This window comes from Thalassococcus sp. (assembly GCF_982780845.1).
In genome coordinates, this window is record NZ_CEYADA010000010.1 from 107,561 (window position 1) to 131,774 (window position 24,214).

Here is a 24,214-nt window from a genome sequence, read left to right on the forward strand (position 1 = left end):
TAGTCTCCTTACGAAATACGTTGGTTCAAATCCGCGATGTCCTGGGCCAGTGCCTCTAGGCGTTGAGCCAGTTCAACCACCGCTTCGCGCAGGTCATCGTGGTCTTCCGGCTCGGACCGGGCCGCGATCAGCGCTTGGGTCGTGGCAAAGCTGTCTTCCAACTGGGAAATCAGCAGATCCACGCTGGGCTCGACATCGTCTGCCTCTTCGCCCGCAAATTCGGACATGAAGGCATCCAGTTCGGCCAGTTCTTCTTTGGAAATGGTTTTCATTGCAAAATCCTCCTGCAAATTGGGGGGTGGCCCCGCGCAAATTCGCGGGACCAAGGGAGGGATTTGTTTACAGGCACTTCTTGATGCAGCGGTATGCATCCCATGCCGCGCGGATCGCAGCCGCATAACGCTTGGCCTTGAACAGGCGCACAGCGTTCACGACCTTGGGAACGCAGTGGGCGCAGCCACGGGCACGGCGGACCAGAGCCACGATTTTCGCAATGATCTTGCGGGCTTTGTTCTTGATCAGCCGACCGATGAACTGCTGCTCGAATTCGTCGGCGAACATTTCGCCGAAGTCTTCGCCACCAGCGCTCATTTCACCGATGCCAGTGCCGGACAGCTCTGCATCCAGTTCGGACAGAGTGTCATGCTCATCGTCCACACCGGCAAAGCCGAATTCACCGAAATCCGCTTCAAGGCTATCAAATTCGGCCTGCAGTTCGGACAGTTCAAGTTCGGAAAGAGAGGATGTCATAATATGCTCCATAATCAAAATAAGTGAGTGTCATTTGCTGACACCCACAGATTTGCAGGAGCATTGGAGACCAGCGCGGCGCATGTGGCCCGCGCTGGTCTCTTTTGGTCAAGCCATTGTTTTTATGTAAAACGTTTTAGGCATCCGCCAACATCCAACGCGCGGCTTTTTCCGCAATCATCAGGGTTGGGGCGTTGGTGTTGCCGCTGGTGATCGTGGGCATGACGCCCGCATCGACCACGCGCAGGCCGGTGATCCCGCGCACGCGCAGGTGCGGGTCCAGAACCGCCATCGCGTCGTCATCGCTGCCCATCTTGGTGGTACCCACGGGATGGAAGATCGTCGTCGCGATATCGCCAGCCAGTTTGGCCAGTTCTTCGTCGGTCTGATACTGCGTGCCGGGTTTGACCTCGGCCGGTTTGTACTGCTGCATTGCGGGCTGCGCCATGATCGACCTCACCTGCCGCAAGCTGTCTGCGGCGACTTTGCGGTCGTCTTCCGTGGCCAGATAGTTGGGCGTGATCTTGGGCGCGTCGCGGTAGTCAGATGACCCGATCCGGATGTGGCCACGGCTGGACGGGTTCAGGTTACAGACGCTGACCGTGATTGCAGGGAAGTCATGCAGGTCTTCGCCGAAGGCCTCAAGGCTCAGGGGCTGGACGTGGTATTCAAGGTTCGCGTGCGGGCGGGTCGGGTCGGAACGGGTGAAGGCGCCCAGCTGGCTGGGGGCCATGCTCATCGGGCCCGAGCGTTTCAGCACATATTCCAGACCGATCATCGCCTTGCCGAACAGGGAATTGGCCAAAGTGTTCAGGGTTTTTGTACCCTCAACACTGAACACCGCGCGGATTTGCAGATGGTCCTGCAGGTTTTCACCCACCCCCGGCGCGTCCAGAACCACGTCGACGCCGTGCTGCTGCAGCAGTGCGGCAGGGCCCACGCCAGACAGTTGCAGAATCTTGGGCGAGTTCACGGCACCTGCGGACAGCGCCACCTCGCGCGTTGCGGTCACATCCACGATCTGGCCCTTGTGATCGACCTGCGCGCCCGTACAACGCGGGCGGCCATCATCGCCAGCCTCAAACGTCAGCTTGACCACCTGCGCCTCGGTCCAGATGGTCAGATTGGGCCGTGTTTTGGCAGGGCGTAGAAAGGCCTTTGACGTGTTCCAGCGCCAGCCAGAGCGTTGGTTCACATCGAAATACCCGACGCCCGCGTTATCGCCGCTGTTGAAGTCGTCCGTCTTTTGAATGCCGTTTTGTTCGGCGGCATCGGCAAAGCTGTCCAGCACGTCCCAGCGCAGGCGCTGTTTTTCGACGCGCCATTCGCCACCGTGGCCGTGCATATCCGAAAAGCGGCTGTTGTCGCCCGTTTTGGGATCAGCGCCATTGTCCAGTTTGTAGTGATCTTCGTGGACCTTGAAATCGGGCAGCGCATTCGCCCAGCGCCAATCCTCTTCGCCGGTCTGTTCCGCCCAACTGTCATAGTCGCGCGCCTGTCCGCGCATATAGATCATGCCGTTGATCGATGAACAGCCGCCAAGAGTCTTGCCCCGCGGATAGCGCAACGACCGCCCGTTCAGACCCTTGTCCGGTTCGGTGTTATAAAGCCAGTCAGCGCGTGGATTGCCGATGCAGTAGAGATACCCCACGGGGATATGCACCCAAGGATAGGTGTCGGGCTTACCAGCCTCTAACAGCAGCACGCGGTTTTTCGGATCAGCGCTTAGGCGGTTGGCCAGAAGGCATCCTGCCGTCCCTGCCCCGATCACGATATAATCAAATTCACCGCCAGAATGTGCCGCCATGTGTCCGCCCTTTTCAAATACAGCCCTAAAATCCAGCAGGTTGGGACCGGTTGCAAGGGTTTAACCGTGCAACGCCGGACTGTGAAAAAGCGGAACGGAAAGTGGGTGTTTCTGGCGCTGTGCGCACGCCGGACGATACCGGGCCCACACAACAAGGATTCACAACGCATCCATACCCCGAAAACCATCCCGTGTATCACGGGTGCGCAACAGCGCCAGAAACGAAGACGCACGAGACAAGGCGCGCGTCTTTGGCAGCCAGAGCCGGAAGGATGGCCATCCTCCGGCTATGACCAATGCTTAACCAGCCGCGGCCTCGCGTTCGCGAGCCATGGTCATGGCGGTGTCCTGAATCATGTCCTCTTGGCCGCCGATCATCTTTTTGCGGCCCAGTTCGACCAGAATGTCGCGTGCAGGCAGACCGAACCGCTGCGCCGCGCGTTTGGCGGGCAGAAGGAAGGTCGAATAGACACCGGCATAGCCCAGTGTCAGCGCCTCGCGGTCGGCACGGACGACGTGATCCATGAACGGCACAACCACATCTTCGGCCAGATCCATCAGCGCGAACGTATCGCTTCCGGTGTCGATGCCCATGCGGTCACAGACGGCGGACAGCACCTCGATAGGTGCGTTGCCTGCGCCTGCGCCAAGGCCCGCCAGCGAGGCATCAATGCGCGTCGCGCCTGCGCCGATCGCGGCAATGGAATTGGAGACACCCAGACCCAGATTGTGGTGCCCGTGGAACCCGATTTCCGTTTCCGGCTTCAGCGCGTCGCGCATCATGGAAATCGCCTCGATCACTTCGTGGCCCAGCATCGCGCCCGCACTGTCGGTGACGTAGACAGTGTTCGCGCCATAGCTTTCCATCAAAAGCGCCTGTTCGGTCAGACCCTTGGCGCTGTTCAGATGCGACATCATCAGAAAGCCGCTGGTGTCCATGCCCAGTTCACGGGCAAAGGCGATGTGCTGGGGCGATGTATCGGCCTCGGTGCAGTGGGTCGCCACATGGACCGACCGCGCGCCGCAGTCATAGGCCTCTTTCAGTTCGGCCATCGTGCCCAGACCCGGGATCAGCAGAACCGAGATCACAGAATTTTCAACCACGTCCGCGACGGCCGAGATGTATTCGGCGTTTGATGCCAAGGCGCGGCCATGCTGGATCGAATTGCCGCCCAGACCCGCGCCATGGGTGACCTGCATGTAGGGCACCTTGGCGGCGTCCAGACCGCGCGCGATCTGCACCATCATATCGACAGAAATCTGTTCCCGTTTGGCATGCATCCCGTCCCGCAGGGACATGTCATGCAGCTTGACCTTCATACCTTCCATTGCGCTTTTGGACATCAGGCCATCTCCGGTTTGGGCAGAACAAAGGATCCGTCAAGGATACGTTCCGCGAACATTTCAGCAGTACGGGCGGCAGCCGCCGTCATCACATCGAGGTTGCCCGCATAGGTCGGCAGGAAATCCCCAAGGCCCGCGACCTCAAGGAAGATCGCCACGCGGTTGCCGTCGAAGTCAGGTCCGTTGACCAGCTTGTAGCCCGGCACATAGCGCTGGACCTCTTTGATCATGGCGTGGACGGATGCCGTGATGGCATCCTGATCCGGCGTACCTTCGACCTCGCAATAGACCGTGTTGCGCATGATCAGGGGCGGCTCGGCGGGGTTGATGATGGCCAGCGCCTTACCCTTTTTCGCGCCACCCAGTTTTTCCAGCGCGCTAGAGGTCGTGTAGGTGAACTCATCAAGGTTCGCGCGGGTGCCCGGACCCACAGATTTAGAACTCAGCGACGCGATGATTTCGGCATAATCCACCGGCTGCACCTGACTGACCGCGGCCACCATCGGGATCGTCGCCTGACCCGCGCAGGAAATCATGTTCACGTTCATCGGGCGGTCGCCCGCCAGATCGGCAAGGTTCACCGGCGGCACGCACAGCGGGCCGATCGCGGCGGGCGTCAGATCGACCATCAACACACCCAGTTCGTTCAGCTTGGCGCTGTTAGCCGCGTGCACATAGGCCGATGTTGCATCAAAGGCGATTTCGATATTGTCCGCCTCGACATGGGGCAGCAGACCGTCGATGCCCTCATGCGTGGTTTTCAGCCCCTTCTCGGCGGCGCGTTTCAGGCCCTCGGACTCGGGGTCGATGCCCACCATCCACACAGGCTCTAGCACCTCGGAGCGGAGCAGTTTGTACATCAGATCGGTGCCGATATTGCCCGATCCGATCAAAGCACATTTGATCTTGCGCATTTTAGCCTCCTGTTCAGGGGATCATTCGGTGAAAGTCACCGTGATCGACCCCATTTCGTAAAAACGTGCGGTGATGGTGTCGCCGGGTTTGACGGCGACGGCGGCGGTGATGGCACCTGCCATGACGAAACTGCCTGCGGGCAGAACCTCGCCCATGTCATCCAGAACGCCGACCAGCATGGCGATGGCCTCGGCGGGATGGCCCAGCACCTCGGCGCCCGCGCCGATCTGGGCGATTTCGCCGTTGTGTTCCAGAACCACGCCCACAGTACGCAGATCCAGCGCATCAGGGCGGATCATGCGGCCACCGGGCACATAACGAGCCGAGCTGCTGTTGTCGGCGATCACGCTTTCCAGATCGAATTTGAAACCGGAAAAGCGGCTATCGATGACTTCGAGGGCGGGCTGCACATAGTCGGTCGCCGCCATGACCTGCTCAGCGGTCACTTTGCCGGACAAGTCGGCTTTGGTGACAAAGGCGATCTCGGCCTCGACCCGCGGGTGGATCAGGTCGCTGACGGTGATCTTGCTGTTGGCCGGACGCTCCATCGCGTCGGTCAGAAAGCCCACGCCCGGTGTCGACACACCCATCTGCGCCATCTTGGGCTTGGACGTCAGGCCCGCCTTCCAGCCGATGACGCGCTGACCGCGTGCCTCATAGCTGCGGCGCAACGCGGTCTGGACGCGGTAGGCCTCGGACAGTGTCATGTCAGGGTAGTCTTGCGTCAGCTTATGGATCGGCGTCGCATAGCTTTGCGCGGTTTCAACCCGTTCGGCCAAGCGGATGATGGCCTCGTTGTTCAGGGTTTTGGGGTTATCAAGGCTCATACCATTGCCCTTCCTGCAAACCGCATTTCGCATTTTCCGATGCCCGCGATTTCGCAGGTAAAGTGGTCGCCGTCGGTCACCGCCAACAGCGGGGCCTGCGCGCCCGACAGGATGATTTCGCCAGCCTTCAGACCGATGCCCAATTCACCCAGCGTGTTGGCCAGCCATGCCACCGCCATCACCGGCGATCCCTGCACAGCGGCACCGGCACCTGTGGCGACAACCTCGCCGTTCTTTTCGATGACCATGCCCGCAAGGCTCAGGTCCAGATCGCGGGGGTCTGCCTTGGCCGCGCCCAGAACGAACACACCGCAGGATGCATTGTCGGCGACCGTGTCTTGAATACGGATTTGCCAGTCCTCGAAACGGGTATCGACGATCTCGAAACAGGGGGTGACGTATTCGGTGGCGCGGATCACATCGGTGGTGGTCACGCCCGGCCCCATCAGGTCTTCTTTCAGACGGAAGGCCAGTTCGCCCTCAAGCCGCGGCTGCATCAGTTTGCTCAGATCGATGATAGCACCATCTTCGAACAGCATGGTCTTGGTCACTTGACCGAAATCCGGCTGATACACGCCCAGCGCATCCTGAATGGCGCGGCTGGTCAGGCCGATCTTCTTGCCGATCACGCTGTCGCCTGCATCCAGACGACGCTGCAACATGCGCAACTGGATGCGGTAGGCATCCTCGATATCGCTTTCGGGTTCCAAGACGCTGATCTTGGGCGTCGGTTTGCCCGACTTCAGCGCATTATACAGCGCATCGCCCAGCGCGTCGGTTCTTGATTGGTCCAGCATAGCTCCTCCACTCGCAATTCGTGCAAGTCCTGTCGGAGGCCAAGCTAGAGAGGTTGGCCGATACGCTCCAATACTTTGGCAGACCGCCCTCGATACCGATACCGCATCGGGAAACCACGCCATTCGATACCAAAACCGTATCAACACCCCGCTGCAAAAGCATTGGAGCGCATCACGGGTGCTCTCTACATATCTAGCACGGTAATTAAAGGCGGAGGACACCATGAAAACGCATCAACTCTTTATCGATGGCACCTATCGCGACGCGAAGTCCGGCAAGACCTTTGACAAAATCTCGCCCGCGACCGGCGAAAAGATCGCCGTCGTGCACGAAGCACTGGCCGAAGATGTGAACGACGCGGTCATGGCCGCCGATGCCGCGCTGAAGGGCGAATGGGGCAAGATGCCCAGGGCCGCGCGCTGCGATCTGCTGATGCGTCTGGCCGATGCCATTCAGGCCCGCACCGCCGATTTTATAGAAGCCGAAGTTGCCGATACGGCCCACACCCGCCATTTCGCCGAAAAGGTCGAAATCCCCCGTGGTGCCGCGAACTTCCGCATCTTTGCCGAAATGTTGAAACACACCGGCGGCGAATTCTATCATATGGACACGCCCGACCACACCGGCGCGGTGAACCTTGAACTGCACCGGCCCAAAGGCGTGATCGGTGTTATTTCCCCGTGGAACGCGCCTTTCCTTCTGATGACATGGAAGGTCGGCCCTGCCCTTGCCTGCGGCAACACCGTGGTTGTGAAACCGTCCGAGGAAAGCCCCTACACCGCAACCCTTCTGGGCGAGGTGATGAACGAGGTAGGCATCCCCAAGGGCGTCTATAACGTGATCCACGGCTTCGGCCCCGGATCGGCGGGCGAATTGCTGACACAACACCCCAAAGTGTCCGGCATCACCTTTACCGGCGAAACCCGCACCGGCGAGGCGATCATGAAACAGGCCGCCGTCGGCCTGCGCGATGTGTCCTTCGAACTGGGCGGCAAGAACCCCGCGATCATCTTTGCCGATGCCGATATGGACAAGGCGATCGAGGTCACCATGCGGTCGGTCTTTGCCAACACAGGTCAGGTCTGTCTGGGCACTGAACGGGTCTATGTGGAACGCCCTGTGTTTGACGAATACGTCAGCCGCCTGAAGGCCGGTGCCGAGGCGCTGAAACACGGTGGTCCGGAAACCCCCGGTGCCACCATCGGCCCGCTGATTTCCGACGAACACCGCCGCAAGGTCCTGAGCTACTATGATAAGGCCCGCGAATTGGGTGCGAACGTTGTGACAGGTGGCGGCATGCCCCAGTTCAATGACGAACGTCAGGGCGGCTTCTTTGTCGATCCGACGATCTGGACGGGCCTGCCCGAAGACAGCGCCATTGTGAAAGAGGAAATCTTTGGCCCCTGCTGCCACGTCACCCCCTTCGACACCGAAGAGGAAGTGATCGCTATGGCCAATGACACCACCTACGGCCTGTCCGCCACGATCCTGACCGAAAACCTCTCCCGCGCGCATCGCGTCGGCGGGCAAATTCAGGCCGGTCTGGTTTGGGTCAACTCGTGGTTCCTGCGCGACCTGCGCACGTCGTTCGGTGGTTCGAAATCCTCGGGCATCGGACGCGAGGGCGGTTTGCATTCGCTCGAATTCTACACCGAGCGGTCCAATCTGTGCATGAAACTGTGATGCGGCAGCGTGGCGCTTGCAAGGGGCCACGCTCGTCGACACAGTGTTGTCCATGATGGGCACGAACATGAACCTGAGACAGCTGCGCTACTTTATTGCGGTCGCAGAAGAACTGCACTTCGGTCGCGCGGCTGAACGGCTGCACATCAGCCAGCCGCCAATCACACGCCAGATTCAAAGCCTAGAAGAAACGCTGGGCGCGCAGTTGTTCATTCGAACCCCGCGCGGCGTGGAACTGACACAGGCCGGCAGCCTGTTTCTGGAAGAGGCCCGCAATATCGCAGAACTTCTGGAACAGGCCGCTGACCGCGTTCACCGCGCCGCCGAGGGCAATCTGGGCCGCTTGGACATCGCCATTTTCGGCACCGCGATCCTAAGCCTGATCCCGCGCATCATTCTGGAATTCAAACACCGCTATCCGGACGTGAAAATCGTCATGCACGCCAGCGATAAACTGGCGCAGATCGAAGGGCTTCAAAACCGGTCGCTGGATCTGGGGTTCAACCGGATGCTGGTGCCCGTGCCCGGATTGATGATCGAAGAACTGCAGCGCGAACAGCTTTATGCGGTGCTGCCCGATCCCGGCCCGTGGTCAGGCCGTGAAAGCGTTGCCTTGTCCGAATTGGCCGAGCAGCCGATGGTGCTGTTCCCCGCCAGCCGCGCGCAGGGTTTTGTCGAAAAGGTATCGGGCCTTTGCCACGAAGCGGGCTTTGCCCCCAACGTCGCACAGGTCGTCGGCGACGGCTTTACCGCCATGGCGCTGGTCGCTGCGGGTTTCGGCGTCTGCCTTGTGCCGGAATCGATCACAAGCGTGCGGATGGACGGGGTGATTTGCCTGCCACTGTCGGACGTCAACGAAGCCGCGGGCGTCGATATATCCTGCATATACCGTGAAAACGACAGCTCGCCCTTGCTGGCGAATTTCCTGCAGGTCGCACGGGAAATGACGGATTAACCGTACCTTTTGCCTCGATGCCAAACCGGTATCGGGTGCGGGACGAAATGGTATTTGATTGCATCGCTCGCACTGGGCCACAGTTGCAGGACGGACGCGTGAGGAGGCCCCGCAATTGGGGAAGCACGCGCCACCACGCAAGAGGAGCCCAAATGCCTGTAATCCAGATTCACCTGATGGAAGGTCGTACAACCGACCAGAAACAGGCGCTGATGCGCGCAGTCACAAACGCAGCAGCCGAGTCTTTGGGTGTGCCCAGCCAGACCGTACGCATCCTGCTTCAGGAGCTGCAATCTGGCCACTTCTCTGTCGGGGGCGAACCGAAATTCGCCGATGCGGACGCAGCGGCAAACGACACGGGAAAGGCCCGCGTCGCGACAAGTAACTGACACCCAGCTGTCTTCACGGTTTTAAGGGAGGAACCATGAGCTTTCAGGAACAAATCCACGACGTTGCACAACTGGCAATGGTCGAACTTTTCACCCCGAAATTCGAGGAATCCTTCTGGTTTTTCCACGACGTTCTCGGAATGACGCCGACCGAAGATGATGGCAAATCCTGCTATCTGCGCGGCTATGAGGATCGCTATCACCATTCGCTGAAACTGACGCGTTCCGATGCGGCAGGCGTTGGCACCGTTTCCTGGCGCGCGGCATCCCCGCAAGCGCTTGAACGTCGCGTTGCCGCGATCGAAGCGACAGGCCGTCCCGGCAAATGGGTCGAAGGCCACAAAGGCTATGGCCGTGCCTATGAATTCACAACGCCCGACGGCCACGTGCAGCACATCTTCTGGGACGTGGAATACTTCAAACCCAGCGAAGAGCAGAAATCCAAACTGCTGTCCCGCATCCAGAAGCGCCCGCTGCGCGGTGTTCCGGTCCGCCGGATCGACCACCTCAACCTGCTGTGCTCGGACGTGACCAAGAACGCCCAGTTCTTGCAAGACAGCCTTGGCTTCCTGAAGCGTGAAAACGTGATTTTCGGTGGCGAACAGGAACTGGCCTGTTGGCTGTCCTGCAGCCCGATGGTTCACGAAGTTGCCTTCACCGTCGATCAGGCAGGCCCCGGCAACCGCCTGCACCACCTTGCATTCTGGTACGGCAACCAAGGCCAGATGCTGGATCTGGCAGACATTCTGGCCGACTACGGCGTCACAATCGAAGCGGGCCCTGCCAAGCACGGTATTTCGCAAGCGTACTTCATGTATGTCTACGAACCGGGCGGCAACCGGATCGAACTGTTCGGCGACGCTGGCTATCTGATCTTCGACCCCGAGTGGGAAACGCTCACATGGACCGAAGAGAACTTCTTTGATGCAGGCGGCGTCTGGTACGGCGGCGAACTGCCTCAGGACTTCTTCGTCTACGGCACACCCATCGTCGAAGCGGCGATGGAAGCGCAGGCAGACGAAAAAGAAGCGGTGCAGGAACCCGCTGAATAAGGTCGAACTCCCAAGCGACCAAATCACCGCCCCTACCGCTGATCCGGTAGGGGCGGTTTTCGTTTGGGCGTCAGGAGGCGGCCAACCCTTCGACAGCCAAAAGCTTTTGTGCCAGTCCGGCCGCAAAGGCAGTTTTTTGGTGCGACACACCAAACACCCTTTGCCCCGCATCTGCTCCGACCAGTGGCAGCAGAACGAGATCGTTGCGGCCCGCGCCGTGACTTTGCGGCACAAAGGCGATCCCCAACCCCGCGGCAACCAAATCCAAAAGTTGTGGGTCATTTGCTGCCTGTGCAGATGGCGTCACACGCGACGCCAGCACGTCCATTCGGTCGGCATGTGGGCAATAGGGACGGTGGATCAGGGACCGCGCCTTGATATCGTCAACTCGCACCGCGTGGGACTGCGCCAGCGGGTCAAAGCGCGACACGGCCAGTACGAATTCTTCCTTGCGCAGCGCGCAGAATTTATGACTTTCCGGCGCGCAGGCTTTGGACAAAAAAGCCAGATCGCTGCCATCGGCATCATCGCTGAACACGAACAACAGATCACTGCGGTGTCCGCGCAAACCCTGTAAAGACGGCGCAATCGACCGCATCAGAACATCAGGCGCGCAATACACACGCACCTCCTGTTCAGGACCGCCTGTCAAGCGCGGCCCCAGCCCTGCCAGGTGCCGCACGCTGACCGCAGCGTCATGATACAGTCGCTGGGCCAAAGGTGTCGGCACAAGACCTGATTTCAACCGTTGAAATAGGGTTCCACCCAGTTGCTCTTCCAGCTTGCGGATTGCTGCGGAAACAGTGGGCTGGCTGACGCCATTTACACGGGCGGCCTTACTAAACGTGCCCGTTTCGAAGGCCGTCGTGAAATAGCAAAGGGATGTCAAATCAATCATAGCCAAAGACTATACCAAACATAATCACCATAGCAATTAACTAATTCCGTCGGACCGTGCATATCGCCTCAGAACCAAAGAAAGGAACATCACGACATGCAGCCAACACCTGTGGCCACCGACAGCACCGCGATTGGTCAGGTCCTGACCAAATTCATCGCGGGCGATCCGACACTATTTTCCCTGATCGCCGATGACGTCGACTTCAGAATTGATCACGTCAACGACGATGCAGACACAAGCTGGCAGCACGCGACATCCCGCGAGCAGTTGATGGGGGTGATTGTTCTGCTGGGTGAAGATATTTTTCCCAAGGGCACCAAATCGCTGGAACTGAACTGCTATGAGCTTGGAGGTGGCTGGCACCTGACCCGTTTTCATCAGGCCTTTTTCTACGGCGTTCGACAGTGCGATGTAACGAGCCTGACCTACATCTTGTCCCACGAAACAGATGGTAGGCTAGATTACTTCCGTGAAACTGTCACCGGGATAGTCAACGAACCAGCCGCTTAAGTTTTGCAAAATTCGGGAAAACGCGAAGCTGCAACTCGTGCAGCTACGCGTTTTCACCATGACAGGTCACACTGCACAGGTGCCGTGCAGTCGGTCCACAAGGTGCCGATCGTCATCGGCAGACCGACCGTGACCAGCCGATGGTTCAGGTTCTGCACCACCGGCTGATTCTTGTCAGTAGGGCGAATTGTCCCCGACGCTACGTTTTATCGGGACCCTGACTGAATTCGCCCCGCAACAGGAAGACGCAGGCAACGGCGACCAGTGCCATGCAGATCACCCCGATCACGGCCCCGCTGGGTGCCACCTTGGCCAGAGTAGCCACCACCACAACACCGCCCATACGGGCAAAGGTGATGTCAAAGCTGGTCGCGATCCCGCGCAGAGAGTCCGGCACAATCCGAAGCACAAGCTGCGTGGACGGCGCATTGCTACAGGCAAAGCCTGCACCAACAGCAACCCCTGCCAAGAACAGCGCAAAGGCCTGTTCTGTCAGCAGTGCCACGACAAAGCCTGCGGCAATCAAGACCGGCGCTGCAAACATGATCAGCCCCAACTTCTCGCCATCCACCGAATTGCGCAGAACCGTGCTGAAAGCCGCAAAGCTGAACCACATCACAGCCAGAAACAGCCCGATCGCCTTGGCGGTGTAATGCGCCTCGCCCAGAAGAAGCGGGAAGTCGAACAGGAAGAAGGTGATGCAGCCGTATGTGCAGAACACATAAGCAAAGGTCAGCCAGAGCTTGGGCAAGCGGCACAGCGCCAGAACATCCCGTTTCAGCGTCAGTTCGCGCTTTTCCTCGGGCATGAACAGCAACGAGGACAGAAGCAACGAGACCACCGCCAGAACGGCAAACAGGGCAAAGATCGCATGCCATCCCGCCACCTCGACCAGCTTACCGCCCAAGAGCGGAGCGAAGGCTGCGAAGTACCCCGCGATGCTGCCCCAGATGATCAGGATCTTGCCCGGTTTATCCGGCATGGCCCGCGTCAGCAGAACAGGGACAAGGGGCGAAAACAGCCCCCCACCAACGCCCTGTATGATCCGGCCCGCAATTAGCGTGCTGAAACTGCCCGAGACCGCCGAAACAGCGGCCCCCAGACAGAACACGATGATGCCAATACCAAAGACCCGTCGGGCCCCCAGAATATCCCCACCCCAGCCACCAATCAAAACAAACACAGCAACTGCGAAGGAATAGGAATTGAAGACCCAGACAAGCTGGGCCGTGGTCAACTGCAAGTCGCCTTGCAACGTCGACAAAAGCAATGGGACAAGTGTCATTTCCAGAACGAAAACGACACTTGCCAGAATGATGCCCACGATCGCCAGGTTCGAGACCAGGCGACCGGAGGCTTTTGAAATTTGTTCGTTCATCAATAGTCTTTCAAATGCAGAACCGACGAGTCATCCCCGCCCGATCTGCGGTGCTTTCAAGCGACGACACTCATGTTGGCCATCAGTTCCTGACGGTTCGGCAGGACACGCTCTTCCGACAGCGCACGTGGCGATGTTTCAAGGAATTGCTGTACGTCCCCGCGGCTCATCCAGACCAGCATCTCGTCGGATGTGATCTGATTGTCCGGCCCACGCCAAGCGCCCGGCTCACAATGTGTGTAGCCGTAGCGAACCGGAATACCCTTGGCCGCGATGGTGTAAGGCACCAAGCCAAAAACATAATCCGGAGACCAAATTTTAAGCGCCAGTTCAAAAACCACACGAGAGAGAAGCGCTGTGAAGCCTTGGCTCCGGTGCCCACCCTCGCCACCTTTCAACCAGAACTCACCATGGTAACACACATTCCCCGACACGCGATCCAGCGCAGAGGTGGACGAATAGAATGTCCGGTCCGGATCGGGGGTAGAATTCGGCGTCAGATACTTGTGACGGTGCAGACGCAAATGTTCACTGAGTGAATGGTTGGACAGATCCAAAAGACGGATCGCCTGAGTGTGTACCAGTTCACCGATTTCGTTATACCCACAAACCCAAAACGCGTTGGTCGCATCCACATAAGACGCACCGACATCGAACATCGGATAGACCGGTGAACGATCCGATTGCTGGTTCCGCAATTGGCGGTAAACAGCAAAGTCATCACCGATTTCAATCCGCATGCCAGCGGCTTCCAATTCCCGTGTGATGTTTCCTACATTCATGATCATTGTGTATAGATTGAGTGCAGACATAAGGTTTCCTCTTCTAGCTTGCATATAGCCACAGATGGAAACCTATCAGCGAATTGCCATAAATTCGCGCTGCTTTTTCGCTTTCAGGTTGAATTATATTTGGAATTCCATAAGCAAGTCCTCTGGAACAGGTTTCAAGTCGTTGTTTTCCATGTCATTTATCTCAAATTGATTGGTCATTAATACAAGGACGGCCAAGGCCGGTGTTTCATCCGGAAACACGCATCCCATAAGCATTCTCTGGAAAGTCACCGGCACCGGATCGTCGCTAGATTCTCTCGGGAGATGGGCATAGATATGGTCCAATCGCACCCCACCTTCGCTGTAGATGCGGGCGTATGCACCGGCAATGAAATCGTTGTAGTCATCGCCTGCGTTGTCTTCCTGCGAAAGCCTGCCAATTGCGCTTTTGGACCACGCCCAGCCAAACCACTTTGCATATGCAGACTCTTCGCCGATCTCGACGCAGATCCAACCGCCGGCGCTTTTTCTGTAGATGACCAGATAGGGCCGAATGACCTCCATCGCCGGGTCTTCGATTTGGGTTTGCGCGTTGCCCCAAGCAGCCAACGCCGCCTTCATAATCGGAAGCCCGTTAATCGCGATCGAGCTGATGGAATGCTGCTGGGAATAAAAACGCCGACCGTCTGAATCCGTATATTCGGCGCTTTCCAGAAATTTCGCGCTACGTCGCGCCAAATTTGTACTGCCCGACCAACCTTCTATCTGACGTAGAATACTCTTGGCTTCGGGAATTGATTCCGCACCGAATTGGGTCAGGGAATATTCGTGCCGTTGAAGCGTGAATAATTTCTCGCCTTTAATTTCTTCCAAATCGGTAATGTGGCGCCGCACCGTTTGCCGTGTTACCTTCAGCGTTTCCGAGGCACGGGTTAAATTGAGACACTCCGCCAAGGTCACGAAGGCGCGTAACATATCTACCGAGACGTTCGCATTTCGAGTCAATTTTGACAAAGCCACACTCTCATTTTGCATTTTCTCTAGTGTATGACAAATCATCCACTAGGTGGTAATTTTTTATACATAATCGCTCAAAATTTTTGGAATTTTCAAGACTGCACTTCTCAAAATAAAACAACTCTAAGGAGATTTTTGAAATTCGACCCAGATTACGGGTCTTCAGTAAGCGACTAGAGGTAACCAGAATTGCAGTTAGCACCGGAAAAAATTGATGTTCACGTCGGTTCCAAACTTCGCTTTATCCGCGAATCGAATGGAATGTCCCAGACACAGCTCGCGTCGACAGTTGGGCTGACCTTCCAACAGATCCAGAAGTACGAACAAGGCAAGAACCGCATCTCGGCCAGCAAGCTTTGGCAGTTCTCGGATGTACTGGGCGTGTCCCCGAACTTTTTCTTCGACGGCCTGACCGAAGCTCCGGTTGGATCGAATGAACGTATCAACCGCAAAGTCGCGGAAGCGGCGGCCCAATTGCACCAGCTGGAAAAGCCGGAAAATCGCCGTCATGTATTGGAATTGATTAAGCTTTTAAGGAACACCGAGTTAGCTCCAACCGCCATGAAGGCGGAGTGATTTCAACGAGTTTCACGTTTCCACCTTTTGTCATCAGTGTTTTCAATTTTCTGGATGTGGACCTTAAAAGTTTCTGTGTTTTAACGAGTGATCTGTTTCTTTTATTTAGTTCTATTTTCATCAAGCGCCGTGTTGGCCTGATCCAGCAACGTTAACAATTTTTCGAGTCGATCTGCTCCGATTCGCTCTCCGATCTTGGCATAGACTGCCGCGCTTTCTGGGGACACAGAACGGATAAAGGCGCGCCCGGTGTCAGACAATCTGATGCGGGCGCGTCGTCCGTCTCCGGGGCTGCGTCCCAGATCGATAAATCCCCGTGCCTCAAGTGTTTTCAGGATCCGCGACAAAGACGGCGCAAGAATCAGTGCCCTGTCGGCCAGATCGCTGGCGGTGACTTCCTCGACTTCGAACAGCACCCGCATCACGCGCCATTGCTGTTCGGTCACACCATGCCCCGAAAGAATCGGTCGGAATTCAGCCATCACCAATTCGCGAAGCCGCAAAAGCGCCATCGGAAGCGTGTGCCGCGTTTCCGACAGCTCAAAGCCGTCACGCATTTCCGGATCCGTCATAGGGTATGTTCCTCCAACCGTGTTTTTAGTTCCGGAATATTCCATCGTTGACAAGCAACCATTTACTTAACATGTTCATTATTCAAGGGAGGAATCATAATGCCACACCTGTCGATGGAATATTCCGCAGGACTGGAGGCGCGCTGCGATATGCAAACCGTTGCGCGCACGGCCTATCAGGCGATGATTGATGCGGGGATTTTTCCCATGGGCGGCATTCGCGTGCGCGCCTACCGCGCTGACATCGCGATTGTGGCCGATGATCACCCCGAAAACGATTTTCTGGCCATGACACTGGCCGTCGGCGCAGGTCGGGACACAGACACGCTGAAAGCTGCGGGCGATACAATTTTCGCCGCTGTGCAGGGCGCGCTGACTGGTCCGCTTGGCACCCCTCATTTTGCCCTGTCACTGGAAATTCGTGAAATCGATCCGGCGCTTAGCTGGAAAGATACGCCGATCCACGCACGGCTTTCGAAAAAGGACTAGGACATGAGCGTTCTGCAAGACAACATCGCCAAGGCCACGGCCTATATGGCCCACTTTCGCGACACCGGCGTGTTAAACCACATCGACGGTCAATCCGTACCCGCGGCAAGCGGCCAGACCTTTGAAACCGTCACGCCGACCGATCTGTCGGTGCTGGCAACAGTGGCACGTGGCGGCGCAGAAGACATCGACCGCGCCGTCGCTGCGGCCAAGGCCGCCTTCCCCGCCTGGTCCAGAACCCCCGGTGCCGAGCGCCGGAAAATCCTGATCAAGGTGGCCGAAGCGATCGAGGCCCGCGCCGAAGAGATTGCCTTTACCGAATGCATGGACACCGGTCAGGCGCTGCGCTTTATGTCCAAGGCGGCTATCCGCGGCGCGGCCAACTTCCGCTACTTTGCCGACCAAGCCCCCCATGCCGAAAACGGCGAGGTCACGCGCACGCCCACGCAGATGAACACCACCTCGCGCCGCCCCATCGGGCCGGTCGGAGTGATCACCCCGTGGAACACGCCCTTCATGCTGTCCACATGGAAGATTGCCCCTGCACTTGCCTCTGGTTGTACCGTTGTTCACAAGCCCGCAGAATTCAGTCCGATGACCGCCAAACTTCTGGTTGAAATCGCTGAAAGCGCCGGCTTGCCCAAAGGCGTTTTGAATGTGGTAAACGGGTTTGGCGAAGAGGTGGGTAAAAGATTAACCGAACATCCCGACATCAAGGCCATCGCCTTTGTCGGCGAAAGTCGGACAGGAAGCTTGATCATGGCCCAAGGGGCCGCCACGCTGAAACGCGTTCATTTCGAACTGGGCGGCAAGAACCCCGTCATCGTGTTCGACGATGCCGATCTGGACCGCGCCGTCGATGCCGCGACCTTTATGATCTATTCGCTGAACGGCGAACGCTGCACGTCATCGTCGCGCCTGTTGGTGCAGGACACGATCTATGATGAGGTCTGCGCCCGCGTGGCTGACGTCGCCAAGCGCATCAAGGTCGGGCACCCTCTTGATCCCGACACCGTTGTCGGCCCGCTGATCCACCCCGAACATGAATCCAAGGTCCTGTCCTATTTCGACAAAGCAGAAGAGGAAGGCGCGACCATCGCGGCTGGCGGTGAAAAGATCGGTGACGATGGCTGCTATGTTGCGCCCACACTGTTCACAAAGGCCAACAACGACATGGCCATCTCGCAAGAAGAAATCTTTGGTCCCGTGCTGACCGCGATCCCCTTCAAAGACGAAGACGACGCGCTGCGCATCGCCAATGACGTGGACTACGGTCTGGCCGCTTACCTGTGGACCAACGACCTGAACCGCGCCATGCGGATGACGGACGAATTGCAAGCAGGCATGATGTGGGTGAATTCGGAAAACATCCGCCACCTGCCCACGCCCTTTGGCGGCGTCAAAGCCAGCGGTATCGGCCGTGACGGCGGCGACTGGTCGTTTGATTTCTATATGGAGACGGTTAACGTCTCGTTCCCCCGCGCGACACACAAAATCCCGAAACTCGGCGGCTGATACGCCGCGCCATCACGCATTCTTTGGGAGGAGACCCAAATGCCGATCCCCGCACCGAACCTGAACCCCGCGTTCAACATTGTGCGCCTGAGCCACGTCGAATTCGGCGTGACCGATCTGGCCGCGAGCCGCAAATTCTATACCGAAATCCTTGGCCTGCAGATCACCGACGAAGATCAGGACACAATCTATCTGCGCGCCATGGAGGAGCGTGGGCATCACTGCCTTGTGCTTAAGAAAAAGCCCGAGGCAGGGATTGATTACCTGTCTTACAAAGTCTGGTCCGAGGAAGACCTGGACAAAGCCGAGGCGTTTTTCAAAGCCAAAGGCCATAAAACCGAATGGGTCGAACGCGCCTATCAGGGTCGCACCCTGCGCACCCATGACTGTTTCGGCGCTCCGATGGAGTTCTATTACAAAATGGACCGGTTAGAGCCGATCCATCAGAAATACGAACTTTATCGCGGTGTGAAACCGCTGCGCATCGATCACTTCAACTGCTTTGCGCCGAACGTGGATCAGGCGGTTGAGTTCTATGGCGAGTTGGGCTTCCGCGTGACCGAATACACCGAGGACGAAGAAACAGGTCATCTATGGGCAGCGTGGGCGCATCGCAAAGGCGGCGTGCATGACATCGCCTTTACCAACGGCACAGGCCCCCGCCTACACCACACGGCGTTCTGGGTGCCGACACCGCTGAACATCATCGATCTGCTCGATCTGATGGCAACCACGGGATACGTCAGCAACATTGAGCGCGGTCCGGGCCGTCATGGCATTTCCAACGCATTCTTCCTGTATATCCTTGATCCCGATGGTCACCGGATCGAAATCTACTGTTCGGACTACCAGACGGTCGATCCTGATCTGGAACCGATCAAATGGGATCTGAAAGACCCGCAGCGCCAGACCCTTTGGGGTGCCGCCGCGCCGCGCAGCTGGTTTGAACACGGGTCAACCTTTACCGGCGTCGCCACGCGCGAGGCCGAGTTGAAGGCCACGCCGATTATCGCCCCCTGACCCCGTAGACGAACTGGAAGGTTTCCTATGAACACCCCGAAACTCGCATCATTCCACGTCGATGGTCAGGACCACTACGGGCTGGTCACAGATGATGGCGTGATCGATCTGTCGTCGGACTTTGGCGACAGGTTCCCTACCCTGCGCGACGTGATCGCAGCGGGCGCACTGGATGAACTGGTAGAGGCTGGCAAAACCCGCGCACCAACTTGGTCCGAGGACGCCGTGACCTACGGCATCCCCGTGCCGAACCCTGCGCGGATCATCTGTGTTGGCGTCAACTTCCCCGACCGGAATGCCGAATACAAAGACGGTAGCAGCCAGCCGAAACACATGTCGCTGTTTCCGCGCTTTCCCAGCAGCTTTACGGGCCACAACTGCCCCCTGATCCGCCCGCCGGAAAACCACACGCTGGACTATGAGGGCGAAGTTGCCGTGGTGATCGGCAAGGGCGGTCGCCGCATCAAAGCCGAAGACGCCTATGACCACATCGCCGCCCTGACTTTGTGCAACGAAGGCACGATCCGCGACTGGGTGCGTCATGCGAAATTCAACGTCACCCAAGGCAAGAACTGGGACAAATCCGGTGCCATCGGCCCGTGGATGGTGCCCTTTACCAATCCGGCACAATTGGACGACGCGCGCATCATGACCCGCGTGAATGGCGAACTGCGTCAGGAGGACGAGCTGAAGAACATGATGTTCCCGATCCGCGAAGAGATCGCCTACATCTCGACCTTCACCACGCTGGAACCGGGCGACATCATCATCACCGGCACACCCACCGGCGCAGGTGCGCGGTTCGATCCGCCGAAATACTTGAAACCCGGCGATGTGGTCGAGGTCGAATGCCCCGGCATCGGCATTCTGCGCAACACGGTAGAAGACGAATGACCCTAAGCCAGAACGATATCGACCGCGCCGCCGCTGACCTGCTGCAGGCCGAGAAAACCCGCGAACAGATCGGGCTTTTGTCCCTACGACATCCCGGTCTGACGCTGGACGATGCCTATGCCATCCAAGCGGCGCAGATGGCGCAAAAGCTGGCCTCAGGCCGTACGATTGCGGGCTGGAAGATCGGCCTGACCTCCAAGGTGATGCAACGCGCATTGAATATCGACACACCGGATTCCGGCGTTTTGTACGATGATATGGTGTTTGATCATGGCGCGACCGTGCCCAAAGGCCGGTTCATCCAGCCACGGGTCGAGGCCGAGATCGCCTTTGTCATGAAATCCGCGCTGGATGGCGATGTAACCCGCGACGACGTGCTGGCGGCAACCGACTATGTCTCCCCGTCGCTGGAAATTCTGGACACCCGCATTCTGCGCAAAGACCCCGACAGCGGTCAGGCACGGATCATCACCGATACGGTATCAGACAACGCCGCCAACGCGGGCGTGGTTCTGGGCACGGGTCGCCATGCCCCCGACGCCTTTGACCTGCGCTGGACCGGTGCCATCGTCCGCGTGAACGGCGAGGTTGAAACCACCGGACTGGGCGCTGCGGTGCTGGACGATCCGGTGATGGGTCTGGTCTGGCTGGCGCGGCGTATGGGCCAATACGGCCAGCGGATCGAAGCGGGGCAGATCGTTCTGTCCGGTTCCTTCATCGCGCCGATTGAATGCCCGTCCGGCACCGAAATCGACGCCGATTTCGGCCCCTTCGGCACTGTCGCCATCAAATTCGAGTAACCCGATGCCCGCACCTGAGAACACCTTCAAGACACGCCTGATATCCGGCGAAACGCAAATCGGACTCTGGGTGGGCCTTGGCGACCCCAGCGTGGCCGAGCTTGCCGCAGGCTGCGGGTTCGATTGGCTGGTGATCGATGCAGAGCACGGTCCGAACGGGCTGCGCGATGTGTTGGCGCAATTGCGCGCGGCCAGCAATGGCACGGCCCATCCGGTCGTGCGGGTCAAAGACGACAACCGCGCGGACATCAAACAGATGCTGGATATCGGCGCGCAGACCCTGCTGGTGCCGATGATCGAAAGCGCGGATCAGGCACGTGAAGTTGTGAAATCCATGCTCTATCCGCCCGACGGCGTGCGGGGCGTTGGCGCGGCCTTGGCGCGGGCATCGCGTTATGGCGGCGAGGCCGATTATCTGGCGACCGCCAACGATCAGGTTTGCCTGTTGTTACAGGTGGAAAGCCGTGCTGGCCTTGACGCGCTGGACGATATTCTGGCGGTCAAAGGCGTGGATGGCGTGTTTATCGGCCCCTCCGATCTGGCGGCCGATATGGGCCACAGGGGCAACCCCGCCCACCCCGAGGTGCAAAAGGCCGTGAACGATGCCCTGACCCGCATTCGCCAAGCAGGCGTTGCGGCAGGCATCCTGACATCGGACCGAACACTGGCCAAAGGCTATGCCGATCTCGGCGTGGAATTTCTGGCGGTTGGGTCGGACGTGGGCACGTTGCGCAGCGGCCTGACCGCGTTGCGACAGGCGTTCTAATTCGCGGGCCGCAACCGACCGAGGCTGTCTGCGAATTCGGCGGCGATGGCGCTGGCGTCCAGACTGCTTCGTTCTGCTGACAATCGCAGACCCAACAAATCCGACTGATACCGCCGCGCCAGAACCGCCGGATCAAGGTCAGGGTCGATATCCCCATCCGCCTGCGCCTGACGGAACAGTCCGGTGAACTGTTCCTCCATCATGTTCAGCAGATCTTCGGCCTTGGCCGCCAGAGGGTGGTTCTGCGCATGCAGTTCCAGCAGGGTTTTGGACACCATGCAGGCCTTGGCCGGCGCGCCTTCGGCCTCAACCACGACAGCGGGCAGATGGGTCAGCGCCCCGAAAGCGCCGAATTGGTCCACCAGTTCTTTCACGGTGGCCCTGCTGCCTTCCGAATACTTTTCCAGCGCCAGTTCATACAGCGCCTCTTTCGATCCGAAGGCCGCATAAAAGCTGCCCGGCTTCATCTTCAACGTGGCCTCGAGGTCTTTCAAAGACGTGCCCGCCCAGCCGCTGCGCCAGAACAAATCCCGCGCGCGGTCTATCAGGTCATCCCGGTCATAGTTCGGCCGTCTCGGCATCTGTTCACCAATATTTGAGCGATTACTCAAAATATATACTTGAGTGATCACTCAAGAAACCCCTAATGATGCATACCCGTATTCAACAAAGGACATGATCCATGACTTTCCCGTTCCACAACTTCGACACCGCCCCTGAAAATTCGAAACCGTTTCTTGAAGAATCCCAAAAGGCGTTCGGTCGCCTGCCCGGCCTGCACAAGGTGCTGGCTGAAAGCCCGCAGGCCTTTGAAGCCTATCAGTTTTTGCACAAAACCTTTATGGCCACCGATTTCGACGCCGATGAGCTGACGGTCGTCTGGCAAGCCATCAACGTCGAACATGAATGCCACTACTGCGTGCCCGCGCACACCGGCATCGCCAAGATGATGAAAGTCTCGGACGAGATCATCGACGCCCTTCGCAACGAAACGCCCCTGCCATCAGAAAAGCTTGAGGCATTGCGCACATTCACCATCCAGATGGTCCGCACCCGTGGCAATGTCAGCCAAGAGCAGATGGACGCCTTCTTTGCCGCAGGCTACGGCCACCGCGCGGTTCTGGATGTGATCCTTGGCCTCGCGCAGAAAACCATGTCGAACTACATCAACCACGTGGCTGAAACGCCGGTGGACGAGGTGTTCCACCCCCTGAAATGGACCCGCAGCGCCACGCCGCTGGACGTCTGATACCAACCGGCGCGCCGAAACAGGCGCGCCACCGCCGACGCGGCAATCCGGTCTATGGATTGTTAAGGGATCACAACCTAAACTCGGGCCATCCACACCAGCGAAATGGCAGGAAAAGGCCCATGATCCGAACCGCAGTCGCCCTATCTGTTTCCCTGATCCTGACCGCCTGCGGCAGTGCAGGTACGGCACCGTCGCCTAAGATCGTGACCTATGATGTCGAACAGATCACCTCGACCGATCCCAGCCTGCCGGACCTGAACCAGATCCGCGCGAAGTTCGGGCTTCAGCCCCTGTCAGTCTCGGCCACCGCGACCCGCGTGGCACAGAAGCACGCCCAAGATATGGCGACGAACAACTTTTTCAGCCACCGCGGATCGGATGGCAGCACGGGCGTCTCTCGCCTCACCGCCGCAGGCTGCCGCGGAACACGCGCCGAAAACATCGCCAAGGGCCCGTTCAACGACAAAACAGTACTTCAGGCCTGGATGGATTCCCCAAGCCACCGCGCGAGCATGCTGAAACCCGACGTGCGCGTGTACGGGCTGGCGAACGTGAACGGATATTGGGTGATGACGCTGGCGGGGCGGTGTTAAGCGCCCGAGCGCCAAAAATCGAATGACCTGATAAAGGCCATGAACGGCGGTCAAATGTATCATTTCGCACAGTAAAACCGCCCCAAAATCCAAAAATTGATATGTTCACATCATTCAGAAAGCGCTCCTGAGCGGCGATGTTGGCTGCATTCAACGCGCTTGGTTTCGATGAACAGAGCCAAGCGCAAGCATCGAAAAACAGGAGTTATTCATGAAACCTTTCAAGCTTGCCACCACAGCCGCGCTCGCATTGGGTTTGTCCCTTGGGTCCGTCGCACCCGCATTTGCGGAGGGAAAGAATGTGACCATCGGTGACCTTCTCGGGATCATCGACAAATCGAACAAGAAGAAGAACAAAAAGGTCGCGCAAGACTCGGCGTGTTTCCTGTACCAGCACGCGAATTTCAAAGGTGACGAACTTCGCATTCCGCCCAATACCAACCCGATTTCTCTGGGCAAATTTAACGACCGCGCATCGTCGGCAAAAACGACAGGCACCTGCAGCATGGTGATGTACCAGCACAGCAACTACAGGGGCTCGACCCGCGGCGTTCTGGGCAAGGACTCGGGCGGCTGGGGCATTTTCAATGACTCCGCATCATCGGCGAAATGCTCTTGCTGATCCGATATAGGCCGAT

The 24,214-nt window shown here is 58.2% G+C and carries 28 protein-coding genes; 15 read left to right on the forward strand and 13 right to left on the reverse strand.

Translation table 11 applies throughout. The features are described from left to right. Window positions 1-8: 8 nt before the first annotated feature. From AC4FIA_RS12590 to AC4FIA_RS12620, 7 genes are all read right to left on the reverse strand, one after another. Window positions 9-272 carry a hypothetical protein gene (locus AC4FIA_RS12590; protein WP_490366139.1) on the reverse strand — a complete coding sequence of 88 codons (264 nt, stop codon included), beginning with the start codon at window positions 270-272 and terminating at the stop codon, window positions 9-11. A gap of 67 nt (window positions 273-339) precedes the next feature. Continuing rightward, complete coding sequence (locus AC4FIA_RS12595) at window positions 340-750, reverse strand: hypothetical protein (protein WP_490366140.1); 411 nt, start codon at window positions 748-750, stop codon at window positions 340-342. Between the two features lie 136 nt (window positions 751-886). Next, window positions 887-2,557, reverse strand: coding sequence for a GMC family oxidoreductase (locus AC4FIA_RS12600; protein WP_490366141.1), 1,671 nt, complete (start codon window positions 2,555-2,557; stop codon window positions 887-889). A 300-nt stretch (window positions 2,558-2,857) separates the two neighbouring features. After that, window positions 2,858-3,901: a 4-hydroxy-2-oxovalerate aldolase gene (gene dmpG, locus AC4FIA_RS12605; RefSeq protein WP_490366142.1), complete on the reverse strand. Its 1,044-nt coding sequence runs from the start codon at window positions 3,899-3,901 to the stop codon at window positions 2,858-2,860. Further along, window positions 3,901-4,815, reverse strand: a complete 915-nt coding sequence (locus tag AC4FIA_RS12610) for an acetaldehyde dehydrogenase (acetylating) (RefSeq protein WP_103911434.1) — start codon at window positions 4,813-4,815, stop codon at window positions 3,901-3,903. Before AC4FIA_RS12610 ends, dmpG begins: the two co-directional genes overlap by 1 nt. A 21-nt stretch (window positions 4,816-4,836) precedes the next feature. Further along, entirely contained in the window at window positions 4,837-5,643 is an 807-nt protein-coding gene (dmpH, locus tag AC4FIA_RS12615) for a 2-oxo-3-hexenedioate decarboxylase (protein ID WP_490366143.1), read from the reverse strand. Next, entirely contained in the window at window positions 5,640-6,440 is an 801-nt protein-coding gene (locus AC4FIA_RS12620; RefSeq protein ID WP_103911436.1) for a fumarylacetoacetate hydrolase family protein, read from the reverse strand. The genes dmpH and AC4FIA_RS12620 overlap by 4 nt, the downstream gene beginning before the upstream one ends. A 223-nt stretch (window positions 6,441-6,663) precedes the next feature. Here AC4FIA_RS12620 and AC4FIA_RS12625 point away from each other — a divergent pair, with 223 nt between their 5' ends. The 4 genes from AC4FIA_RS12625 (at window position 6,664) to AC4FIA_RS12640 (ending at window position 10,520) form a co-directional block, all read left to right on the forward strand. Then, window positions 6,664-8,124: a 2-hydroxymuconic semialdehyde dehydrogenase gene (locus AC4FIA_RS12625; RefSeq protein ID WP_490366144.1), complete on the forward strand. Its 1,461-nt coding sequence runs from the start codon at window positions 6,664-6,666 to the stop codon at window positions 8,122-8,124. A gap of 67 nt (window positions 8,125-8,191) precedes the next feature. Beyond that, window positions 8,192-9,079, forward strand: coding sequence for a LysR substrate-binding domain-containing protein (locus tag AC4FIA_RS12630; RefSeq protein WP_490366145.1), 888 nt, complete (start codon window positions 8,192-8,194; stop codon window positions 9,077-9,079). A gap of 47 nt (window positions 9,080-9,126) precedes the next feature. Further along, window positions 9,127-9,468, forward strand: a complete 342-nt coding sequence (thmT, locus tag AC4FIA_RS12635) for a 2-hydroxymuconate tautomerase (RefSeq protein WP_287473002.1) — start codon at window positions 9,127-9,129, stop codon at window positions 9,466-9,468. Window positions 9,469-9,503: 35 nt separating this feature from the next. After that, a complete protein-coding gene (locus AC4FIA_RS12640) occupies window positions 9,504-10,520 on the forward strand; it encodes a VOC family protein (RefSeq protein WP_490366146.1) in 1,017 nt (338 codons plus the stop codon). Window positions 10,521-10,590: 70 nt separating this feature from the next. Here the strand turns inward: AC4FIA_RS12640 and AC4FIA_RS12645 are convergent, their stop codons facing one another. Next, window positions 10,591-11,418, reverse strand: a complete 828-nt coding sequence (locus AC4FIA_RS12645) for a LysR family transcriptional regulator (protein WP_490366147.1) — start codon at window positions 11,416-11,418, stop codon at window positions 10,591-10,593. A gap of 96 nt (window positions 11,419-11,514) precedes the next feature. Between AC4FIA_RS12645 and AC4FIA_RS12650 the strand changes: the two genes are divergently transcribed. Further along, window positions 11,515-11,931 carry a hypothetical protein gene (locus tag AC4FIA_RS12650; RefSeq protein WP_490366148.1) on the forward strand — a complete coding sequence of 139 codons (417 nt, stop codon included), beginning with the start codon at window positions 11,515-11,517 and terminating at the stop codon, window positions 11,929-11,931. Window positions 11,932-12,130: 199 nt separating this feature from the next. On the opposite strand, the gene AC4FIA_RS12655 is transcribed toward AC4FIA_RS12650, so the two are convergent. From AC4FIA_RS12655 to AC4FIA_RS12665, 3 genes are all read right to left on the reverse strand, one after another. After that, window positions 12,131-13,309, reverse strand: a complete 1,179-nt coding sequence (locus AC4FIA_RS12655) for an MFS transporter (protein ID WP_490366149.1) — start codon at window positions 13,307-13,309, stop codon at window positions 12,131-12,133. A 56-nt stretch (window positions 13,310-13,365) separates the two neighbouring features. Then, window positions 13,366-14,121, reverse strand: a complete 756-nt coding sequence (locus AC4FIA_RS12660; protein ID WP_490366150.1) for a hypothetical protein — start codon at window positions 14,119-14,121, stop codon at window positions 13,366-13,368. A 93-nt stretch (window positions 14,122-14,214) separates the two neighbouring features. Beyond that, the gene (locus AC4FIA_RS12665) at window positions 14,215-15,096 is read right to left on the reverse strand and encodes a LysR family transcriptional regulator (protein ID WP_490366151.1); all 882 of its coding nucleotides are present in this window, start codon (window positions 15,094-15,096) and stop codon (window positions 14,215-14,217) included. Between the two features lie 192 nt (window positions 15,097-15,288). Here AC4FIA_RS12665 and AC4FIA_RS12670 point away from each other — a divergent pair, with 192 nt between their 5' ends. Next, window positions 15,289-15,675: a helix-turn-helix domain-containing protein gene (locus AC4FIA_RS12670; protein WP_490366152.1), complete on the forward strand. Its 387-nt coding sequence runs from the start codon at window positions 15,289-15,291 to the stop codon at window positions 15,673-15,675. A gap of 101 nt (window positions 15,676-15,776) precedes the next feature. Here AC4FIA_RS12670 and hpaR read toward each other — a convergent pair whose 3' ends face one another. Further along, window positions 15,777-16,247, reverse strand: coding sequence for a homoprotocatechuate degradation operon regulator HpaR (gene hpaR, locus AC4FIA_RS12675; RefSeq protein ID WP_103911443.1), 471 nt, complete (start codon window positions 16,245-16,247; stop codon window positions 15,777-15,779). A 99-nt stretch (window positions 16,248-16,346) separates the two neighbouring features. Between hpaR and AC4FIA_RS12680 the strand changes: the two genes are divergently transcribed. The 6 genes from AC4FIA_RS12680 to AC4FIA_RS12705 are packed head-to-tail and all read left to right on the forward strand — an operon-like array spanning window position 16,347 to window position 21,731. After that, window positions 16,347-16,736, forward strand: a complete 390-nt coding sequence (locus AC4FIA_RS12680; protein ID WP_490366153.1) for a 5-carboxymethyl-2-hydroxymuconate Delta-isomerase — start codon at window positions 16,347-16,349, stop codon at window positions 16,734-16,736. Window positions 16,737-16,739: 3 nt separating this feature from the next. After that, window positions 16,740-18,251 (forward strand): 5-carboxymethyl-2-hydroxymuconate semialdehyde dehydrogenase, encoded by a 1,512-nt coding sequence (gene hpaE / locus AC4FIA_RS12685; RefSeq protein WP_490366154.1) that lies wholly within the window; start codon window positions 16,740-16,742, stop codon window positions 18,249-18,251. Window positions 18,252-18,290: 39 nt separating this feature from the next. Beyond that, the gene (hpaD, locus tag AC4FIA_RS12690) at window positions 18,291-19,271 is read left to right on the forward strand and encodes a 3,4-dihydroxyphenylacetate 2,3-dioxygenase (RefSeq protein ID WP_490366155.1); all 981 of its coding nucleotides are present in this window, start codon (window positions 18,291-18,293) and stop codon (window positions 19,269-19,271) included. Window positions 19,272-19,298: 27 nt separating this feature from the next. After that, a complete protein-coding gene (locus AC4FIA_RS12695; protein ID WP_490366156.1) occupies window positions 19,299-20,165 on the forward strand; it encodes a fumarylacetoacetate hydrolase family protein in 867 nt (288 codons plus the stop codon). Then, complete coding sequence (gene hpaH, locus AC4FIA_RS12700; RefSeq protein WP_490366157.1) at window positions 20,162-20,965, forward strand: 2-oxo-hept-4-ene-1,7-dioate hydratase; 804 nt, start codon at window positions 20,162-20,164, stop codon at window positions 20,963-20,965. The genes AC4FIA_RS12695 and hpaH overlap by 4 nt, the downstream gene beginning before the upstream one ends. A 4-nt stretch (window positions 20,966-20,969) precedes the next feature. Beyond that, window positions 20,970-21,731: an HpcH/HpaI aldolase family protein gene (locus AC4FIA_RS12705; RefSeq protein ID WP_490366158.1), complete on the forward strand. Its 762-nt coding sequence runs from the start codon at window positions 20,970-20,972 to the stop codon at window positions 21,729-21,731. Here the strand turns inward: AC4FIA_RS12705 and AC4FIA_RS12710 are convergent. Further along, window positions 21,728-22,312 (reverse strand): TetR/AcrR family transcriptional regulator, encoded by a 585-nt coding sequence (locus tag AC4FIA_RS12710; RefSeq protein WP_490366159.1) that lies wholly within the window; start codon window positions 22,310-22,312, stop codon window positions 21,728-21,730. The genes AC4FIA_RS12705 and AC4FIA_RS12710 overlap by 4 nt on opposite strands. Window positions 22,313-22,413: 101 nt before the next feature. On the opposite strand from AC4FIA_RS12710, the gene AC4FIA_RS12715 reads away from it, so the two are divergent. The 3 genes from AC4FIA_RS12715 (at window position 22,414) to AC4FIA_RS12725 (ending at window position 24,198) form a co-directional block, all read left to right on the forward strand. After that, window positions 22,414-22,980: a carboxymuconolactone decarboxylase family protein gene (locus tag AC4FIA_RS12715; protein ID WP_490366160.1), complete on the forward strand. Its 567-nt coding sequence runs from the start codon at window positions 22,414-22,416 to the stop codon at window positions 22,978-22,980. Between the two features lie 122 nt (window positions 22,981-23,102). Then, complete coding sequence (locus tag AC4FIA_RS12720) at window positions 23,103-23,576, forward strand: CAP domain-containing protein (protein WP_490366161.1); 474 nt, start codon at window positions 23,103-23,105, stop codon at window positions 23,574-23,576. 211 nt (window positions 23,577-23,787) lie between these two features. Beyond that, on the forward strand, window positions 23,788-24,198 hold the full coding sequence (locus tag AC4FIA_RS12725) for a peptidase inhibitor family I36 protein (RefSeq protein ID WP_490366162.1): 411 nt from the start codon (window positions 23,788-23,790) through the stop codon (window positions 24,196-24,198). Window positions 24,199-24,214 lie beyond the last annotated feature (16 nt).

What these genes read in the sequence shown, in the direction of transcription:
- AC4FIA_RS12590 (WP_490366139.1), bottom strand. Translation starts at nt 272, where the DNA reads ATGAAAACCATTTCCAAAGAAGAACTGGCCGAACTGGATGCCTTCATG.
- AC4FIA_RS12595 (WP_490366140.1), bottom strand. Translation starts at nt 750, where the DNA reads ATGACATCCTCTCTTTCCGAACTTGAACTGTCCGAACTGCAGGCCGAA.
- AC4FIA_RS12600 (WP_490366141.1), bottom strand. Translation starts at nt 2,557, where the DNA reads ATGGCGGCACATTCTGGCGGTGAATTTGATTATATCGTGATCGGGGCA.
- dmpG (WP_490366142.1), bottom strand. Translation starts at nt 3,901, where the DNA reads ATGTCCAAAAGCGCAATGGAAGGTATGAAGGTCAAGCTGCATGACATG.
- AC4FIA_RS12610 (WP_103911434.1), bottom strand. Translation starts at nt 4,815, where the DNA reads ATGCGCAAGATCAAATGTGCTTTGATCGGATCGGGCAATATCGGCACC.
- dmpH (WP_490366143.1), bottom strand. Translation starts at nt 5,643, where the DNA reads ATGAGCCTTGATAACCCCAAAACCCTGAACAACGAGGCCATCATCCGC.
- AC4FIA_RS12620 (WP_103911436.1), bottom strand. Translation starts at nt 6,440, where the DNA reads ATGCTGGACCAATCAAGAACCGACGCGCTGGGCGATGCGCTGTATAAT.
- AC4FIA_RS12625 (WP_490366144.1), top strand. Translation starts at nt 6,664, where the DNA reads ATGAAAACGCATCAACTCTTTATCGATGGCACCTATCGCGACGCGAAG.
- AC4FIA_RS12630 (WP_490366145.1), top strand. Translation starts at nt 8,192, where the DNA reads ATGAACCTGAGACAGCTGCGCTACTTTATTGCGGTCGCAGAAGAACTG.
- thmT (WP_287473002.1), top strand. Translation starts at nt 9,127, where the DNA reads ATGGTATTTGATTGCATCGCTCGCACTGGGCCACAGTTGCAGGACGGA.
- AC4FIA_RS12640 (WP_490366146.1), top strand. Translation starts at nt 9,504, where the DNA reads ATGAGCTTTCAGGAACAAATCCACGACGTTGCACAACTGGCAATGGTC.
- AC4FIA_RS12645 (WP_490366147.1), bottom strand. Translation starts at nt 11,418, where the DNA reads ATGATTGATTTGACATCCCTTTGCTATTTCACGACGGCCTTCGAAACG.
- AC4FIA_RS12650 (WP_490366148.1), top strand. Translation starts at nt 11,515, where the DNA reads ATGCAGCCAACACCTGTGGCCACCGACAGCACCGCGATTGGTCAGGTC.
- AC4FIA_RS12655 (WP_490366149.1), bottom strand. Translation starts at nt 13,309, where the DNA reads ATGAACGAACAAATTTCAAAAGCCTCCGGTCGCCTGGTCTCGAACCTG.
- AC4FIA_RS12660 (WP_490366150.1), bottom strand. Translation starts at nt 14,121, where the DNA reads ATGTCTGCACTCAATCTATACACAATGATCATGAATGTAGGAAACATC.
- hpaR (WP_103911443.1), bottom strand. Translation starts at nt 16,247, where the DNA reads ATGACGGATCCGGAAATGCGTGACGGCTTTGAGCTGTCGGAAACGCGG.
- AC4FIA_RS12680 (WP_490366153.1), top strand. Translation starts at nt 16,347, where the DNA reads ATGCCACACCTGTCGATGGAATATTCCGCAGGACTGGAGGCGCGCTGC.
- hpaE (WP_490366154.1), top strand. Translation starts at nt 16,740, where the DNA reads ATGAGCGTTCTGCAAGACAACATCGCCAAGGCCACGGCCTATATGGCC.
- hpaD (WP_490366155.1), top strand. Translation starts at nt 18,291, where the DNA reads ATGCCGATCCCCGCACCGAACCTGAACCCCGCGTTCAACATTGTGCGC.
- AC4FIA_RS12695 (WP_490366156.1), top strand. Translation starts at nt 19,299, where the DNA reads ATGAACACCCCGAAACTCGCATCATTCCACGTCGATGGTCAGGACCAC.
- hpaH (WP_490366157.1), top strand. Translation starts at nt 20,162, where the DNA reads ATGACCCTAAGCCAGAACGATATCGACCGCGCCGCCGCTGACCTGCTG.
- AC4FIA_RS12705 (WP_490366158.1), top strand. Translation starts at nt 20,970, where the DNA reads ATGCCCGCACCTGAGAACACCTTCAAGACACGCCTGATATCCGGCGAA.
- AC4FIA_RS12710 (WP_490366159.1), bottom strand. Translation starts at nt 22,312, where the DNA reads ATGCCGAGACGGCCGAACTATGACCGGGATGACCTGATAGACCGCGCG.
- AC4FIA_RS12715 (WP_490366160.1), top strand. Translation starts at nt 22,414, where the DNA reads ATGACTTTCCCGTTCCACAACTTCGACACCGCCCCTGAAAATTCGAAA.
- AC4FIA_RS12720 (WP_490366161.1), top strand. Translation starts at nt 23,103, where the DNA reads ATGATCCGAACCGCAGTCGCCCTATCTGTTTCCCTGATCCTGACCGCC.
- AC4FIA_RS12725 (WP_490366162.1), top strand. Translation starts at nt 23,788, where the DNA reads ATGAAACCTTTCAAGCTTGCCACCACAGCCGCGCTCGCATTGGGTTTG.